Source organism: Mycobacterium sp. P4_H6 (assembly GCF_056400845.1).
Map to the genome: position 1 here is coordinate 60,100 of NZ_JBFUKN010000026.1, position 16,614 is coordinate 76,713.

Sequence of the window (16,614 nt, forward strand, 5' to 3'; positions counted from 1 at the left end):
GCCATATCCGCACGCGACCGGACAGCATGCGCTCATGCGACTGCCTCGCAGGCTCGGCTGCCGCATGCCGGACCGATGATTCGCTCGCAAGCTTCGCTCATGCGACTGCCTCGTCGGGGGCGAAGGCGTACCCGTAGTCGGGCACCCCGGAGCGCATCGCGACCCGGCGCAGCGCCATCCGTCCGCGATCCCCGATGTCGACGGTGCCCGGTTCCACCCCGGTGACCTTGACCAGCGCCCGCACCCCCACGCCGTCGAGCTCGACGATGACCAGCGAGTAGGGCGTGCGCAGCCCGGGGACCGGGACGTGGACGGTCACCTCGGTGTAGACGGTGCCGGTGCGCGGTAACGGCACCAGCGCATAGTCGGTGGCCAGCGTGCCGTCGCGGGCCACCCGGAAACGGGGCGGGAAGTCGAGCTCGTCGCTGCCCGCGAATGTGCCCGCCTCCCAACGCACCTTGGCCTCGAAGGCCCGTTCGTAGGCGGCCAGCGAGATCGGGATGTCCGCGCCCTTTGCATAGGTGTAGGTCGGCGCGGGCCGTGCGGTCAGCTCACGGCGATGGGTCACCGCGCGTCCGCCGCTGACCGTGATCCCGGACAGGATGGCCTGCTCGACAGCGACCAGCGGTCCGGTCTTGCCCATGTCGGCCATACCGGCGAGGGCGAAGATACTGGCGCTGGCGCCCATGGTCGGCAGTACCGGAGGGTCGGGCAGGCACAGATCGGCGGCGCGGGGATGATCCACCCCCGCCACCGCCGCCGGGGTGTCCAGCCAGGCGGCTTCCAGTGAGGCGATCAGGCCACGCTCGTGCAGGAGTCTCGGGTCGCCATAGTCCTGGACGCCGCCTGCCTCGGTCCGGATGCGCACGGGCAGGCTGCGCGCCACCCGCGCGGCGGTCCGCACCTGCAGACCGTGCTCGGCGGTCACCAGGGCGGCGGCACCGGCAGGGTCCAGGTCGACCCCGATGATCAGCGTGCGCGGGCGGGCCGAACTCACGGCGTCGGCGGTCGCGGGTGCGCCGCCCAACCGCTCGTCGACCTCGAGTTCGGGGTCCAGACCCAACCCGGCCAGCAGGACCGCGGCATTGCTGCTCTCCACCAAGGGCAGGCTGCGGCTGACGAGCACCACCCGCTCGACGGCGCCGCCGGACTCCAGGGCGGCGCGTCCTGCCTCGACGGCGAGGGTGATCGCGTCCTCGTCATCGCCGGGTACCCGGTGCGTGGGGGTACCCCAGCACGGCAGGTAGGTACCGATCGACGAAACGTAGGGCATGGGCTGTGTGGGTACCTCTCGGGACGAACTTAAGTAACGGCGCCTGCGGTTTTGAGCTCGATGATGCGGTCCCAGTCCAGGCCGAGTTCCAGCAGGATCTCGTCGGTCTGTTCGGCGAACCCCGGGGCTCCCCCGGTGCTCGGCGCTGTCACGTCGAACTGCACCGGGTTGGCCACCAATTCGAGCTCTCCGGCCTTCACGATGTACTCGTTGGATCGGATCTGGTCATCGGCGGCGGCCTGCAGGGTGTCCTGCACCGGAGCCCATGGACCGGCGAGGGTGGCGAAACGCTTGCTCCATTCGGGCAGCGTGCGCTTGCGCATCGCCTCGGTGAGGATCTCGTTGGCCGCGGCGGTGTTCGCACCGATCGATTCCGCGGTGGCGAAGCGGGGATCGTCGATCAACTCGTCGAGGTCCATGTGCCGGCACACGTCCGCCCAGAACTTCGTCGGCTGCATCATCACGAAGGAGATGTAGCGGTCGTCGGCGGTCGGGTACAGCCCGACGAGCGGGTTGAGCGGCGAACCCTGCGTTCCGGGCGGGAAGGCTTCCATCCGCTGATCGAGGTGGTTCGTCAGCGCCACGGTGTGGCCCAGGGCCCACAGGCCGCTGCCGAGCAGGGAGACATCCACCACTGACGGTTCACCGGTGCGCTCCCGCTTGAGCAGCGCGGCGGCGATACCGCCGGCCAGGTTCGTCCCGGAGATGGTGTCGCCGTAGGCGGGTCCCGGGGGGCCCACCATGCCCGGCGTGCCGGGCGGCGTGATGGTCGCGGCGGTGCCGGCGCGGCACCAGAACGCCGTCATGTCGTAGCCACCCTTGACCGACTCCTCGCCACGCGGCCCGAGTGCGCTGCCCCTGGCGTAGATGACGTTCGGGTTCACCTTGCGGATGTCCTCGACGTCGATACCGAACTTCTCCCGGTGTCCGGGCAGGAAGCTGGTGAGGAAAACGTCTGCGCGGCTGGCAAGTTCGAGCAGGACCTCTTTGCCTTCGGGCACCGACATGTCCAGACCGATGCTGCGCTTGCCGCGGTTGGCGTGCTCGATGTTCGGGTTCGGATCGCCCTCGACCCGCAGCAGCCCGGTCTGGCGCAGCCCGCGCTGCGGATCGCCGGTCACCGCGTGTTCGACCTTGACGACGTCGGCACCCCATTCGGCGAGCACTGCGCCCGCCGACGGGACGAACCCGTACATGGCGACTTCGAGGACCCGGATTCCGTCCAGTGGCTTACTCATTCAGCAGCCACCGGCACCGCGAAGGTCTTGCCCTCCAGGAACTCTTCGAGTCCGGCCACACCCATCTCGCGTCCGATACCGGATTGCTTGAACCCGCCGAACGGACTGTCCGGGCTGAAGTAGTTGCCGCCGTTGATCGAGAAGGTGCCGGTACGGATACGTCGCGCCACCGCCAGCGCACGCTCCTCGCTGCCGAAGACCGCGCCGGAGAGCCCGTAGATGGAGTTGTTGGCGATCCGCACCGCGTCGTCGTCATCGTCGTAGGCGATGATCGCGAGGACCGGGCCGAACACCTCCTCCTGGGCGATCTCGCTGTCGGGATCGACGTCGGTGAGCAGGGTGGGCGTATAGAAGTAGCCCGGCCCCTTCTTCTCGCCGCCGGTCACCAGGGTGGCCCCGGCCGCGACGGCGCGCTGCACCATGGCGTCGACCTTGTCGCGCTGCTTCTCGCTGATGAGCGGACCCATGTAGGTGGACGGATCGGTCGGATCCCCGTAGCGCACATGGCCGAAGTTGGTCTTCACCAGTTCGACGATCTCGTCGTGGTGCTTGCGCGGCACCAGCAGTCGCGAGGTCAGCGCGCAACCCTGGCCGGCGTGGGTGACCATGCTGAACGCGGAGAACAGTGCGGCGGTGCCGAAGTCGGCATCGTCGAGAACGATTGCGGCGGACTTGCCGCCGAGTTCGAGGAAGACCTTCTTGAGGGTTGCGCTCGCCGCGGCCATGATCGCCCGGCCCGTCGGCGTGGAGCCGGTGAAGGTCACCATGTCCACGTCCGGATCGGTGGTCAGCACGGCGCCGACCTGTGGGTCGGCCCCGCTGATGACGTTCACGACGCCGGCCGGGATATCGGTGTGATTGGCGATGAGCTCGCCGAGGGCCAGGGTGATCAGCGGGGTGTCCGGCGCGGCCTTGAGGACCACGGTGCATCCGGCGGCCAGCGCGGGCGCCAACTTGGCCAGCGCCAGCTGGTTCGGATAGTTGTAGGCGATGATCGCGGCGACGACGCCGCCGGCTTCCTTCTCGATCCAGCGATGGTGCTGCTGTCCACGGCTCTCGACGTGACCGAGGTCCTCGGTGAGCGGGTAGTCGCGCAACAGGTTCGTGTAGTACTCGACGATCGCGATCGGCTGATCCAGCTGGGCGCCCAGGTTCAGTGCGGCGGTGGCGCCCACCTCCGCGGTGGTCAGGGCGGCGAGCTCGTCGCGGTTGGCCAGCAGAGCGGCGTGGAACTGCTCCAGGCAACGCACCCGAAGCGCCACATCGGTGGCCCAACCCGAGCTGTCGAAGGCACGACGGGCCGCGGCGACGGCGGCCTCGGCATCGGCGACCGACGCGTCCGGCGCGTACCCGAGCACCTCGCCGGTGGCGGGGTTGACGGTGGCGAAGGTGCGGGCGGCGTCGACGAGCTCTCCGCCGATCAGCATCCGCCGGTCAGCCTTCGTGGTGGCTGTTTCAYTGACCGAATCACTGCCGTTCCGGGCGGTGATCGTGGGGGTCTCCGACATCAGGCTCCTCACTGTGATGGAAATTTCATTCTCATCAGGGGCGAATCTTACATCCGCTTCATGAGAACGCAAGAAAGCGTAGATGCGCTAGTCGTATGCTCCGAGCTGCCATCCGGGCCAAACTTTTGTTCCCTAATTCGCTGCGCGTTATCTTGCGGTACCACCCACCCCGAGAGTACGGTTCTCATAATCGGAAGGGCGATTCTTGAGATCGCCGCCACACTGAGGAGGCCTCACAGGTGAAGAACGCTGTCGTGACAGGCGGCGGGTCGGGCATCGGACGTGCGATCRCCGACCGTCTGCGCGCGGACGGTTACAACGTCGCCACCCTCGACCTCAACCCCTCGGATACACAGAACGCGTTCATCGCGAATGTGACCGACCGCGCCGCCGTGGATGAGGCGCTCAACGGCATCCGCAGCCAGCTGGGGCCGGTCTCCATCCTGGTCAACGCGGCCGGCCTGGACAGCTTCCGCCGTTTCACCGACACCACGTTCGAGCAGTGGCAGCGTGTGATCGACGTGAACCTCAACGGGACGTTCCACTGCATCCAGGCCGTGCTGCCCGAGATGATCGAAGCCGGCTGGGGCCGCATCGTGAACATCTCGTCGTCCAGCACCCACTCCGGCCAGCCCTTCATGGCGCCCTATGTCGCGGCCAAGTCCGCGGTCAACGGTCTGACGAAGTCGCTGGCGCTGGAATACGGGCCCATGGGCATCACCGTCAACGCCGTCCCGCCCGGCTTCATCGACACCCCCATGCTGCGCAAGGCCGAGGACCGCGGGTTCCTCGGCGACACCGAGAAGCAGATCGAGCAGACCCCGGTGCGCCGGATGGGCAAGCCCGAGGACATCGCAGCGGCTTGCGCCTTCTTCATCTCCGAAGAGGCGAGCTACATCACCGGACAGATCCTGGGCGTCAACGGCGGCCGGAACACCTAGAAGCGAGAAGGGCTAATCATGGGGAACACTGCAGGCCGGGTAGCCGGAAAAGTCGCGTTCATCACCGGCGCTGCACGCGGTCAGGGCCGCAGCCACGCGATTCGGCTCGCCGAAGAGGGCGCCGACATCATCGCTGTCGACATCTGTAAGGACTACGACACCGTCGGCTACCCGATGGCCACGGCAGAAGACCTGGAAGAAACCAAGAACTTCGTCGAGAAGACCGGCCGCCGCATCGTCACGGCGCAGGCCGATGTCCGCAATGAGGCCGAGTTGCGCAGCGCGCTGGATGCCGGGCTCGCCGAACTGGGCAAGGTAGACATCGTCGTCGCGCAGGCCGGCGTGGCCGCCATGAAGGGCCAGCCACCGATGCAGGCCTGGACCGACGGCATCAACACCAACTTCGTCGGCACCATCAACGCCATCCAGGTCGCGCTGCCCCACCTGCAGGAGGGCGCCTCGATCGTGGCGACCGCCTCGGCCGCCGCCCTGATGGACGCCCACAACAAGCCCAACCCCGGTGGCGACCCGGGCGGCATGGGCTACATGGTCAGCAAGCGTCTCATCTCCGAGTACGTGCACTACCTGGCCACCGAGCTGGCTGTCCGCGGCATCCGGGCCAATGTCATCCATCCGACCAACTGCAACACCGACATGTTGCAGAGCGAACCGATGTACCGCTCGTTCCGCCCGGACCTGGAGAACCCGACCCGCGCCGACGCCGAGCCGGTCTTCGGCGTGCAGCAGGCCATGAAGGTCAACTACATCGAGCCCGAGGACATCAGCAACGCGGTGTTGTGGCTGGCCTCCGACGAGTCCCGCTTCGTCACCGGCATGCAGCTGCGCGTCGATGCCGGCGGCTACCTCAAGTGGTACGACTACCACGTCTGATGACGCATCCAATCATTCGGAAGGAGTTGGCGCAGTGAAGGTTTCGGTCGACGGAAGCCGCTGCCAGGGACATACCCTGTGCGCGATGATCGCCCCCGACTCGTTCGAACTCGATGATGTCGACGGTCACGCCTCACCCACGTCGGAAGTGGTGCCCGCCGATCAGGAGGACGCGGTCAACGAAGCCGTGCACTCCTGCCCGGAGCAGGCGATCGTCGTCGAATGACGACCGCACCCAAGCGCCATCCACACCAATAATCAAGGGAGACACCGCCGTGAGTATCGACGACGTCACCACCGATGACGCGCGTAAGCGGAACAAGTACCACTTCGACCGGCACACGCCCGAATACCGGTTGCAGTTCGAGAAGATCACCGAGGAGATGCAGTCCCGGTGCCCGATGGCGTGGACGGATGTCTACGACGGGCACTGGGTCGCCGCGGACAGCAAGCACGTCTTCGAACTGGCGCGCTGCCCGGTGGTATCCAACGACCACGACCTGACCGGCGAGGGCACCGGTTACGAGGGCATCAGCATCCCCGTCGCCAGCCGAGCCAAGACGGTGCGCGGCGGCATCCTGGAGATGGACGAGCCCGACCACAGCACCTACCGCGGTGCACTGAATCCCTACCTGTCGCCGGCAGCCATCAAGCGCTGGGTGCCGTTCGTCGACGAGATCACCCGCGCGGCACTCGATGAGCACATCGAGACCGGCCAGATCGACTTCGTCGACCACCTCGCCAACGTGGTCCCCGCGGTGCTGACGCTGGCCATGATGGGTCTGGACCTGAAGAAGTGGCACGTCTACAGCGAGCCAACGCATGCCTCGGTCTACACCCCCGAGCACTCACCGGACCGCGAGAAGATCAACGAACAGCACCGTGAGATGGGTATCGACCTGCTCACCAACATGTTCGCGTTCAAGGAGAACCCGAAGCCGGGCCTGATCAACGCCCTGCTGCAACTGCGCATCGACGGTGAACCCGCGCCCGACATGGAGATCCTGGGCAACCTGGGCCTGATCATCGGCGGTGGCTTCGACACCACCACCGCGCTGACCGCGCACGCGCTGGAATGGCTTGGCGAGAATCCCGACCAGCGCAGCCTGCTGAGCCGGGAACGGGAGACCTTGCTGAACCCGGCCACCGAGGAGTTCCTGCGCTTCTTCACCCCGGCCCCCGGCGATGGACGAACCTTCGCCGAAGACGTCGAGGTCGAGGGCACCCAGTTCAAAGAGGGTGAGCGGCTCTGGATCTCGTGGGCGATGGCCAACCGCGACMCATCCGTCTTCGAAGATCCCAACAAGATCGTCCTGGATCGCAAGGGCAACCGGCACTTCAGCTTCGGTATCGGCGTGCACCGCTGTGTGGGTTCCAATGTGGCCCGCACGGTGTTCAAGTCGATGCTCACCGCGGTGCTCGACCGGATGCCGGACTACACGTGCGATCCCGAGGGCACGGTGCACTACGACAGCATCGGTGTCATCCAGGGCATGCGGAACCTGCCCGCCACCTTCACCCCCGGCAAGCGGCTGGGACCCGGCCTGGACGAGACGCTGGACAACCTGCAGCGCATCTGCGACGAGCAGGAGCTGGCCCGGCCGATCACCGAACGCAAGGAAACCGCGGTCATCGACTGGAAGTGATGCTGCACACGAATCCGGCGCGGGTGCGTCCTCCGGGGGACGGCAAACCCGCGCCGACTTCGTGTCCCGGTCATCTGCAGCCGGGAACTCCAGCCGTTTGACCAGCGTTGGTGCTGGGTAATGGACTTGCGTGGATCACTGTCGCTCCTGTTAGCCTTTTAATCACAAGATCTGTAACAAATTAGATGCCCTCCACGACAAGGAGGATGTCGCCCGAATCAGTCGGGTGGGGAAAGGTATAAACCACATGCTCAAGGTGTCGCGCACGAAGCTTGCCGTGATGATTGGCGGTTTGGCTCTGTCGGTGCCGATGTCGGTCGGGATCGCCTCAGCCCAGCCCGACCTCGGTCCGGTCATCAACACGACCTGCAATTACGACCAGGTGATGGGTGCCATGAACGCGGAGCGCCCCGATCTGGCCGCTCAGTTCAACGCGCAGCCGATGGCGTTGGGAATGCTGCGGACCTTCCTCTCCTCCGGTCCGGTGGAGCGGCAGAACACGGTCAACCAGATCGCCGCCTACCCGGGCGCCGCGAGCTACCTGGGCGCTGTTCAGCAGCTGGCCGCGTCCTGCAACAACTACTGAGTTGTAGTAAGCCGAAAAAAGTCCCGCTCTCCGGTATCGGAGAGCGGGACTTTTTCGTGTGTGCTGTGCGCTAGCCGCGGGGCAGGCCCAGCACCTGCTGGGCGATGATGTTGCGCTGGATCTCCGAGGTTCCCCCGGCGATGGTCCCGGAGAAGCTCCGCGCATACCGCTCGAACCAGCTCGCGTAGTAATGGTCCAGGTTCATGTGGGCGTACGGCCCGCTGAACGAYGGGTGGATGAGCCCGTCCGGGCCGGCCGCCACCAGGGCGTTGTTCGCCGCCCGCAGTTCGGCCTCGGCGCCGAGCAGTTTGGGCACCGACACCGCGGCCACGTCGACCTCACCGCGAGCCGCCTTGGCCAGCCCGACCGAACCGAGCAACCGCAGCGCCTGGTAATCCATGATGGTGGACGCCAGCTGATCGCGCTCCAGCGGTGTGGACGGCTTGAAATCGCCGATCGAGTTGGCGATCCGGTCCGCGAAACCCAGCCACATCATGGTCCGCTCATGGCCCAGTGAGCCGTTGGCCACCTTCCAGCCGCCGTTGAGCGGGCCGACGAGGTTCTCGGCAGGCACCCGCACATCGGCGAAGAAGACCTCGTTGAAGTCCTTGTTCTCCTCGCCGGTGAGGTCGGCGAACGGACGGCACACCACCCCTTCCGTATCGGTCGGGATGATCAGCACGCTGATGCCCTTGTGCTTGGGCGCGTCCGGATCGGTGCGCACAAAGGTCAGCAACCAGTCGGCGTCGTGCGCACCCGAGGTCCAGACCTTCTGTCCGTTGACCACGAACTCGTCGCCGTCACGAACGGCCTTGGTGCGCAACGACGCGAGGTCCGAGCCCGCGCTGGGCTCGCTCATGCCCAGCGACGCCGTGCGCTCCCCCTTGAGTACGGGCACCGCCCACTGCTGCTTCTGCTCGTCGGTGCCGAACGTCAGCAGCGAGGCCGCGATGATGTTGACGCCCTGGGGATTGAAGCTGTGATAGATCCGTCGCCGGCACAGCTCCTCCAGGTGCACGAAGCTCTGCAGCACCGTTGCGTTGCGGCCGCCGAACTCAGGGGGTTGCGCCGGCAGCAGCCAGCCGTTGTCGAACAGCAGTCGCTGCCAGTCGCGTGCCCACTGCGGCATGTGCGATACCGACCGCGGACGCTCCAAAGTATCTGCCGCAGAGGGCATGTGCTCGTCGAGGAAGGCCGAGAACTCGGCGCGGAACTCTTCGACGTCGGGATCAAATTCGAGTTGCATCAAACTCCTCGGCGATGAGGGCGCGGTGTTCAGCGGCACCGCCGAGCAGCAGCTCGCCGGCCTTGGCCCGCTTCAGCGCGAACTGAAGGTCGTTCTCCCAGGTGAAGCCCATGGCTCCGAAGGTCTGCAGACCGTGCTGGAAGACCAGTGTCTGGCACTCCCCCGCGCTGGCCTTGGCCATCGCGGCGGCGATCCGGCGCCGCGGGTCATCGGCCGCGATGGTGAGCGCGGCGAAATAGGACAACGCCCGGGCGCGTTCGATCGCCACATACATGTCGGTGGCCTTGTGCTGGATGGCCTGAAACGATCCGATCGGCACCCCGAACTGGTGGCGGCTCTTGGCGTGTTCGAGCGCGAGATCCAGGATGCGTTGGCAGGCGCCGACCGTGTGGATGGCGATACCCATCAACGCAATGTGCCGGGACCGCTCGACCAGGGCCAACGCGGCCGCCGGGTCGAGGTCGAGGCGGTCGGATTCCTCCACCCGCAGCCGGTCGAAGGTCACCTCGGCGACGTGCAGCACCGGATCGAACACATCGCGTCGCCGCGTGCGGACGTCCTGCGGATCGATCACGAACACCCCGGCGGGGGTTACCACGGCGAGTTGTTCGGCACGGTCGCCGTCGAGGACGAACTTCGAGGTGCCGTCCAGTTCCCAGCCCTGCCGGCTCCAATTGGCGCTGACACCTTCGTATATCGCGGCCCCGGCTTTCCCGGCGTCGTACCGCGCGCCGGCCAGCGGCGCGAACTGCGACAGCGTGGCCAGGAAGGGCGTCGGGTCGGTGGCCCGGCCCAGTTCCTCGAGCACGATGGCGAGTTCGACCGCGTTCTCCGGGTCGGTCAGTTCGGTCCAGCCGGCTTCCAGATACGACTTCCACAGTGGCGTCGGATCATCACCCTTTTCCGCGATTCCCCGGACGAGCGACGCCGGGCACTGTTTGCCCACCGCGTCGCGCACCGTTTCCTGCCATAGCCGCTGATCAGAGTCGAACTCCAGAAGCATCTGGCACCTCCCGCCTGCACTAGTTCCGTCCTTGGGAGAATAGCATTCTCATCAAGGGGTTCGACATTCTCGTTTCGACGCTATCTAGTTTCGCTAACTGCCCGCTACGCGACTGACCAGCAGACACTCTCACCAGCGACGATGTAAGCGTTCCGCTGGAGAACAATATTCTTGCTATTGAAGAACAAGGATCTACACTGGGGTTCGAGACGTCGCACTGGGCTGTGCCCACGGCCCGGCCGCAGAGCTGAAGGATGGACCACTGTGAAAGAACTGCAGGACGGTGCGGGCGGTGTCGACTCAGGTGGCGTGATGGTCCCTGTGATCGACACCAGCGTGCACATCTTCGTCGAGTCGAACAAGGACCTTCGCAAGAACTTCCTCAAGGAACCGTTCAGCAGCCGGGGGTTCCCCGACTACGAGATGGACTGGTACGGAGCGCCCGGCGGAGAGTACGCCACCCGCACCACGGGCCCCGACGGGCAGTACCCCGGATCGGATCCTGCGGTCACGGCCAAGCATCTGTTCACCGACCGCGGTGTGGACATCGCGATCCTGCATCCGATGACGCGCGGCATCATGCCCGACCGTCACCTCGGCTCCGCGCTCGCCGCGGCGCACAACGAGATGATGGTGACCCGCTGGCTGGCTCACGACGAATTCGGTGACCGCTTCCGCGGCACCATCCGGGTCAACCCCGACGACATCACCGGGGCGCTGCGCGAGATCGACAAATACAAGGACCACCCGCAGGTGGTGCAACTCGGCATTCCACTGCAGTCCCGCGAGCTCTACGGCAAGCCACAGTTCTGGCCACTGTGGGAAGCCGCCGTCGACGCCGGACTGCCGGTCGCCGTGCACTTCGAGGTCGGCTCTGGTGTCGCACTGCCGCCCACGCCCAACGGAATCACCCGCACCTACGAGCAGTACGTCGGGTTCACGGCGCTGAACTTCCTCTACCACCTGATGAACATGATCGCCGAGGGCGTCTTCGAGCGGTTGCCCGAGCTGAAATTCGTCTGGGCCGACGGTGCCGCCGACATGCTGACGCCATTCATGTGGCGGATGGACTGCTTCGGCCGGCCACATCTCGAGCAAACCCCGTGGGCACCCAAGATGCCCAGCGACTACCTCCCCAACCATGTCTTCTTCGTGCAGGGCGCGCTGGACGGACCCGGTGACGTCGACTTCGCCGGCGAGTGGGCCGGATTCACCGGTAAGGACGACATGGTGATGTACGGGTCCAGCTATCCGCACTGGCAGCTCAACGAGCTCTCGGTGCCGAGCAGCTACAGCGCCGAGCAACGGGACAAGTTGTGCTGGCGCAACGCGGCCGAACTGTACGGGATCCAAAGCCCGGTCATCGCGTCCGCCGCTGGGGCACAGTAGAGGGAACGAGGAGGCACACATCATGACCACCACAGCCAATCCGCGGGTACCTGCCACCGAGCGCATCGCCGTGCGGTGCGTCGACTCCGATGTCCATCCGGCCCCGCGCTCGGGCGAACTCGGCCAGTACCTCCCCGAGCCGTGGCGCAGCAAGTACTTCGGCACCCACAAGGTCGGCGACCAGATCTACTACGACGCCCCCGACTACGCGCATTCCTATGCCATGCGCCTGGACTCGTTCCCTCCTGATGGTCAATTCCCCTGCAGCGACCCCGAACTGGCGTTCAAGCAGCTGATCATGGAGGCCGGCGCGGATATCGCCATCCTGGAGCCCGCCGCCTACCCGGCGCGTATCCCCGAGGCGCAGCACGCCATGTCGATGGCGCTCAACGACTGGCAGGCCCATCACTGGCTGGACCCGCAGAACAACTGGCACGAGCGCTGGCGTGGGTCGATCTGCCTGGCCATCGAGGAGCCCGAGAAGAGCGTCGAGGAGATCGAGCGCTGGGCCGATCACCCCTTCATGTCGCAGATCCTGATCAAGGCCGAGCCGCGTCCGTCGTGGGGCAACCCCAAGTACGACGCCATCTGGGCCGCAGCCACCAAACACGACATCCCGGTCAGTTGCCACCTGTCGCGCAGCCACTACGACGAGCTGCCCATGCCGCCGGTCGGATTGCCCAGCTACAACCACGATTTCATGGTCACCTACTCGCTGCTGGCGGCCAATCAGGTGATGAGCCTGATCTTCGACGGGACCTTCGACCGCCATCCGACGCTCAAGATCGTCTTCGTCGAGCACGCGTTCACCTGGATCCTGCCGCTGATGTGGCGGATGGACGCGCTCTACGAGGCCCGGAAGTCGTGGGTGGACATCAAGCGCAAGCCCAGTGAGTACGTCAAGGACCACATCAAGTTCACCACTCAACCGCTGGACTACCCGGAGGACAAGACCGAGTTGACCCGCGCCTTCGAGTGGATGGAGTGCGAGAAGATCCTGTTGTTCAGCAGCGATTACCCGCACTGGACGTTCGACGACCCACGCTGGCTGGTGAAGCACCTGCCCGAGCATGCCCGCGAACCGATCATGTTCCGTAACGGGATGTCGACCTACCGGAACGTGCCGGAGACTGTGCCGGCACTTGAGGGCCAGGTCCGGGTCTTCTAAACCATGAACAGCGAAACGGAGGCTGGGCGTGAGCCCCGCCTGGCACAAGGACGCGAGCACATTGTCGCCACCGTCGACGAGATACCGCACGGCGCACACAAACTCGTGCCCATCGGCCGCCACGGCGTGGGCGTCTACAACGTCAACGGCACCTTCTACGCCATTGCGAACTACTGCCCGCACGAGGGTGGCCCGTTGTGCTCGGGCCGCGCGCGCGGCCTGAACATCGTCGACGAGAACGTGCCCGGCGACGCAGTCATGGTGCGCGACAAGGAGTACATCTTCTGCCCGTGGCACCAGTGGGGCTTCGAGCTGGCCACCGGCACCACCGCGGTGAAACCGGAGTGGAGCATCCGCACCTACCCGGTGCGGGTCGTCGGCAACGATGTGCTGGTGCAGGCATGACAGCGACAACCGAGACGGGGCCGAGCCTCGAAAACGGTGAGCAGTCCATCGAGATCAACGGCGGCAACGTCGTCTACGAAATCCTGGGCGACACCGGCGAATTCATCGCCCTGACACCGGGCGGCCGGTTCAGCAAGGACATCCCCGGACTGCGGCCGCTGGCCGAGGCGTTGGTGGCCGGCGGCTACCGGGTGCTGCTGTGGGACCGGCCCAACTGCGGCAAGTCCGATGTGCAGTTCTACGGGCTGAGTGAATCACACATGCGGGCCGAGACCTTGTATCAGCTGATCACCGAACTGGGCGTCGGTCCCTGCATCATCCTCGGTGGGTCCGGCGGCGCCAGGGACTCCATGCTGACCACCATGCTGTACCCGGAGATCGTCCGGAAACTGGTGGTGTGGAACATCGTCGGCGGCGTGTACGGATCCTTCGTGCTCGGCGGGCACTACGTCACCCCCAGCATTCTCGCGGTGCGCGGTCTGGGCATCGAGGGACTGCTCAGTGTCCCCGAGTGGCGCGAGCGCATCGCGCAGAACCCGGCCAACCGCCCGCGACTGCTGGACCTCGACCCCGATGCCTACCTCAAGGTGATGCTGCGCTGGCTGAACGCCTATGTGCCGAAGCCCGGCCAGACCATTCCCGGCGTGCCTGACGAGTTGTTCGACAACATCACCGTTCCCACCCTGATCATCCGGGGCGGCGAGAACGACTGGGACCACCCCAAGCGGACGTCCCTGGAAGTCAGCTGTCTGATCAAGGGTTCCACGCTGATCGACCCGCCGTGGCCCGAGGACGCCTGGGAGCGCGCCGGGGAGAGGTTCGCGCAGAGCGGCGGCAAGACGTTCTGTCTGTTCGACACCTGGGTGCAGGCCGCGCCGCCGATTCTGGATTTCCTGGGCTCCCCGGACGCCTCGCGATGACCTCACTGCACCAGGATGCGCACCTCGCTGTTCAGCGATGCCTCCAGCGCGGTGTGAATACGACTCTCCGGCACCCGCGCCAGATCCGCTCGGCGCAGCGTCACCTCGACCACATCCCAGCCCTGTCCGCTGGGATGGCGGCGCACCTGTCCGCTCAGACCGAACCCGGCCAGCACACCGTGCGCGTCGTCATCGGTGCCCCGGCTGACGAAGGTCAGCACGCCGGGCGCCACCTCGGTGCCGAAAGCCTTGCCGCACAACGTGACCACCGTTGTCTGCAGCGCGTCGGCATCGGCGCCGGCCAGCAGCACCTCGACTTCGCGGCGATTGGTCGGCATGACCGAGAGATCGGCATCGACGACCTCCGCGCCGATCGGGCCACACAGTTGCCGGAGCGTCGCCATGCCCTCGGCTAGCTGTGCGGGCGTCAGCCGCCCCGACGGATCCACATCGACGCGCACCACTGCGGTTCTCACGGCCGTCAGCCTAACGGTGGAAAGGACCAGCCGATCATGACAACCACCGCGACCGATCTCAGGGTCGACGTCTGGCCCGGCCTCACACCGCGGCTGCTGCGGCCCGGTTCCGGTCCCGAAGAACTCGTCGACTACGCGAACGCCGGTGGGTATCAACACATCGACGACTCCGACGTCTTGCTGGACGCGGTGGCGGCCGCCGGCCTGCTCGGCCGCGGTGGCGCGGCGTTCCCGCTGGCCGTGAAGCTGACCACCGTGCGGGCCGCCAGGCGCGCCGGTAGGCAGACCGTCGTGATCGCCAACGGCGAGGAGGGCGAGCCGGCCTCGGTGAAGGACCGCTGGCTGCTGCGCCACCGGCCGCATCTGGTGCTCGACGGACTGCGCCTGGCCGCGCTGATCGTCGGTGCCGAGCGTGGCTATGTGTACGTCTCCGACCCGCACGCGGCCACCGCGGTGGAGTCGGCACTCGCCGCCGCGGGCGCGCACCTGGGCACCCTGCAGGTGAGCGTGGTGACCGTCGACTCGTCGTATATCGCCGGCGAGGAGTCCGCGGCGGTGCGGGTGATCAACGGCGGACCGGCCAAACCGACCGACAAGCCACCGCGGGTGTTCGAGGAGGGTGTCGCCGGCCACCCGACGCTGGTGAGCAACGTCGAGACACTCGCGCACCTGCCGTTCATCCTGCGCCACGGCCCGGCCGAGTTCCGTCGGTACGGCACCGAGGCCTCCCCCGGCACCTTCCTGGCCACCATCACCGGCGCCGGACGCCCACCCGCGCTCTACGAGATCCCGCACGGCACCACGACATCGGATCTGCTCGCTCTGCACGGGGTCGATCCCGACACGGTCACCGGTGCGCTGATGGGCGGATATTTCGCCGGCCTGCTCAACCGGTCGATCGTGGACACCACCCTGGACCATGAATCGGTCCGGGCCCTGGGCAGCGGACTCGGATGCGGCGCCGTCGCGATACTCACCGAGGACTGCCCGGTCGCCGTGGCGGCCTCGGTGCTGGCCTACTTCGACCGGGAGAATGCCGGGCAGTGCGGGTCCTGCTTCAACGGGACCGCAGCGATGGCCGCGGTCACCGACGCCCTGCGCGACGGTGCCGCCAGCGCGGAGGACGTGGCCCGGCTGCGCCGCTGGTCGGTGGTGCTGCGCGGACGCGGCGCCTGCGCGACGCTCGACGGTGCGGCCAACGTGGCGGCCAGCCTGCTGGATCAGTTCCCCGAACTCGTGGAAACCCACCTCGACGGCGGTTGCGCCGGCTGCAGCGGGTTTTCGGCCGTGCGTCCCTTCGAAGTTGAGGCGGTGTCATGAGAATCAAACTCGACAGGACCCTGTGCGACGGGTTCGGCATCTGCGCCAAACACGCACCGGAATACTTCTCACTGGACGACTGGGGTTACGCCTGCCTGGAAGGCAACGGCGAAGTGCCCGAACAGGATCGCGATGCGGTCATGCGCGCACTCCTGGACTGCCCGGTGCACGCCATCATCGAGATCCCGGCGGTCAAGCAGGACCAGGATCACGCCGCCGACCCCGCAGCCACAACAGCAAGGAGCTGACTTGTCCGCCATTCCAGGCCGGCCACTGCCCCAACTCACGGTGCAGAACGAGTTCTTCTGGACTTCGGGCGCCGACGGACAGTTACGAATCCAGGAGTGCCAGGCCTGCCAGGCGCTGATCCACCCGCCGGCACCGATCTGCCGGTACTGCCGCAGCCACGATCTGGGCGTGCGGGCGGTATCGGGGAAGGCCACGCTGTCCGGCTTCAGCGTCAACCACCGCTTCGGGTTTCCCGATCTGCCACCGCCGTATGTCATCGCCGAGGTCGCCATCCTGGAGGATCCCCGTGTCCGGCTGACCACCAACATCGTGGACTGCGACGCCGAGGACCTGGAGATCGGCCAGCCCGTCGAGG

At 66.5% G+C, this 16,614-nt stretch carries 18 protein-coding genes; 12 read left to right on the forward strand and 6 right to left on the reverse strand.

The features are described from left to right. Positions 1-97 precede the first annotated feature (97 nt). The 3 genes from AC1DTF_RS13380 to AC1DTF_RS13390 are packed head-to-tail and all read right to left on the reverse strand — an operon-like array spanning position 98 to position 4,019. Complete coding sequence (locus AC1DTF_RS13380; RefSeq protein ID WP_057169444.1) at positions 98-1,273, reverse strand: Zn-ribbon domain-containing OB-fold protein; 1,176 nt, start codon at positions 1,271-1,273, stop codon at positions 98-100. A gap of 29 nt (positions 1,274-1,302) precedes the next feature. Next, complete coding sequence (locus tag AC1DTF_RS13385; protein WP_057169443.1) at positions 1,303-2,511, reverse strand: CaiB/BaiF CoA transferase family protein; 1,209 nt, start codon at positions 2,509-2,511, stop codon at positions 1,303-1,305. Further along, on the reverse strand, positions 2,508-4,019 hold the full coding sequence (locus AC1DTF_RS13390) for an aldehyde dehydrogenase family protein (protein WP_477474386.1): 1,512 nt from the start codon (positions 4,017-4,019) through the stop codon (positions 2,508-2,510). Before AC1DTF_RS13390 ends, AC1DTF_RS13385 begins: the two co-directional genes overlap by 4 nt. 239 nt (positions 4,020-4,258) lie before the next feature. Between AC1DTF_RS13390 and AC1DTF_RS13395 the strand changes: the two genes are divergently transcribed. The 5 genes from AC1DTF_RS13395 (at position 4,259) to AC1DTF_RS13415 (ending at position 8,083) form a co-directional block, all read left to right on the forward strand. After that, positions 4,259-4,960 (forward strand): SDR family NAD(P)-dependent oxidoreductase, encoded by a 702-nt coding sequence (locus tag AC1DTF_RS13395; protein WP_477474387.1) that lies wholly within the window; start codon positions 4,259-4,261, stop codon positions 4,958-4,960. A gap of 18 nt (positions 4,961-4,978) precedes the next feature. Beyond that, positions 4,979-5,851, forward strand: coding sequence for a mycofactocin-coupled SDR family oxidoreductase (locus AC1DTF_RS13400; protein ID WP_477474388.1), 873 nt, complete (start codon positions 4,979-4,981; stop codon positions 5,849-5,851). A gap of 34 nt (positions 5,852-5,885) precedes the next feature. Next, positions 5,886-6,077, forward strand: a complete 192-nt coding sequence (locus AC1DTF_RS13405; RefSeq protein WP_057169439.1) for a ferredoxin — start codon at positions 5,886-5,888, stop codon at positions 6,075-6,077. Positions 6,078-6,126: 49 nt separating this feature from the next. Beyond that, complete coding sequence (locus tag AC1DTF_RS13410; protein ID WP_477474389.1) at positions 6,127-7,497, forward strand: cytochrome P450; 1,371 nt, start codon at positions 6,127-6,129, stop codon at positions 7,495-7,497. 247 nt (positions 7,498-7,744) lie between these two features. Continuing rightward, positions 7,745-8,083, forward strand: a complete 339-nt coding sequence (locus AC1DTF_RS13415; RefSeq protein ID WP_057169437.1) for a hemophore-related protein — start codon at positions 7,745-7,747, stop codon at positions 8,081-8,083. A 70-nt stretch (positions 8,084-8,153) separates the two neighbouring features. Here the strand turns inward: AC1DTF_RS13415 and AC1DTF_RS13420 are convergent, their stop codons facing one another. After that, positions 8,154-9,329 (reverse strand): acyl-CoA dehydrogenase family protein, encoded by a 1,176-nt coding sequence (locus AC1DTF_RS13420; protein ID WP_477474390.1) that lies wholly within the window; start codon positions 9,327-9,329, stop codon positions 8,154-8,156. Beyond that, positions 9,313-10,332, reverse strand: coding sequence for an acyl-CoA dehydrogenase family protein (locus tag AC1DTF_RS13425; RefSeq protein WP_477474391.1), 1,020 nt, complete (start codon positions 10,330-10,332; stop codon positions 9,313-9,315). Before AC1DTF_RS13425 ends, AC1DTF_RS13420 begins: the two co-directional genes overlap by 17 nt. A 312-nt stretch (positions 10,333-10,644) precedes the next feature. On the opposite strand from AC1DTF_RS13425, the gene AC1DTF_RS13430 reads away from it, so the two are divergent. Genes AC1DTF_RS13430 through AC1DTF_RS13445 form a run of 4 tightly spaced genes read left to right on the forward strand, consistent with a single transcriptional unit; the run spans position 10,645 to position 14,214 of the window. Beyond that, entirely contained in the window at positions 10,645-11,721 is a 1,077-nt protein-coding gene (locus AC1DTF_RS13430; protein WP_477474397.1) for an amidohydrolase family protein, read from the forward strand. Between the two features lie 22 nt (positions 11,722-11,743). Next, positions 11,744-12,889 (forward strand): amidohydrolase family protein, encoded by a 1,146-nt coding sequence (locus AC1DTF_RS13435; protein WP_057169434.1) that lies wholly within the window; start codon positions 11,744-11,746, stop codon positions 12,887-12,889. Between the two features lie 3 nt (positions 12,890-12,892). Beyond that, positions 12,893-13,294 (forward strand): Rieske (2Fe-2S) protein, encoded by a 402-nt coding sequence (locus tag AC1DTF_RS13440; RefSeq protein ID WP_057169433.1) that lies wholly within the window; start codon positions 12,893-12,895, stop codon positions 13,292-13,294. Beyond that, positions 13,291-14,214: an alpha/beta fold hydrolase gene (locus tag AC1DTF_RS13445; RefSeq protein ID WP_477474392.1), complete on the forward strand. Its 924-nt coding sequence runs from the start codon at positions 13,291-13,293 to the stop codon at positions 14,212-14,214. The genes AC1DTF_RS13440 and AC1DTF_RS13445 overlap by 4 nt, the downstream gene beginning before the upstream one ends. 2 nt (positions 14,215-14,216) lie before the next feature. Here AC1DTF_RS13445 and AC1DTF_RS13450 read toward each other — a convergent pair whose 3' ends face one another. Then, the gene (locus tag AC1DTF_RS13450) at positions 14,217-14,690 is read right to left on the reverse strand and encodes a hypothetical protein (protein WP_082614371.1); all 474 of its coding nucleotides are present in this window, start codon (positions 14,688-14,690) and stop codon (positions 14,217-14,219) included. Positions 14,691-14,726: 36 nt separating this feature from the next. Here AC1DTF_RS13450 and AC1DTF_RS13455 point away from each other — a divergent pair, with 36 nt between their 5' ends. The 3 genes from AC1DTF_RS13455 to AC1DTF_RS13465 form a co-directional block, all read left to right on the forward strand. After that, entirely contained in the window at positions 14,727-16,010 is a 1,284-nt protein-coding gene (locus AC1DTF_RS13455) for an NADH-ubiquinone oxidoreductase-F iron-sulfur binding region domain-containing protein (RefSeq protein ID WP_477474393.1), read from the forward strand. Next, positions 16,007-16,258 (forward strand): ferredoxin, encoded by a 252-nt coding sequence (locus tag AC1DTF_RS13460; protein WP_477474394.1) that lies wholly within the window; start codon positions 16,007-16,009, stop codon positions 16,256-16,258. Before AC1DTF_RS13455 ends, AC1DTF_RS13460 begins: the two co-directional genes overlap by 4 nt. Position 16,259: 1 nt before the next feature. Further along, positions 16,260-16,614 (forward strand): Zn-ribbon domain-containing OB-fold protein (locus AC1DTF_RS13465; protein ID WP_477474395.1); only part of this gene is annotated, 355 nt, incomplete at its 3' end.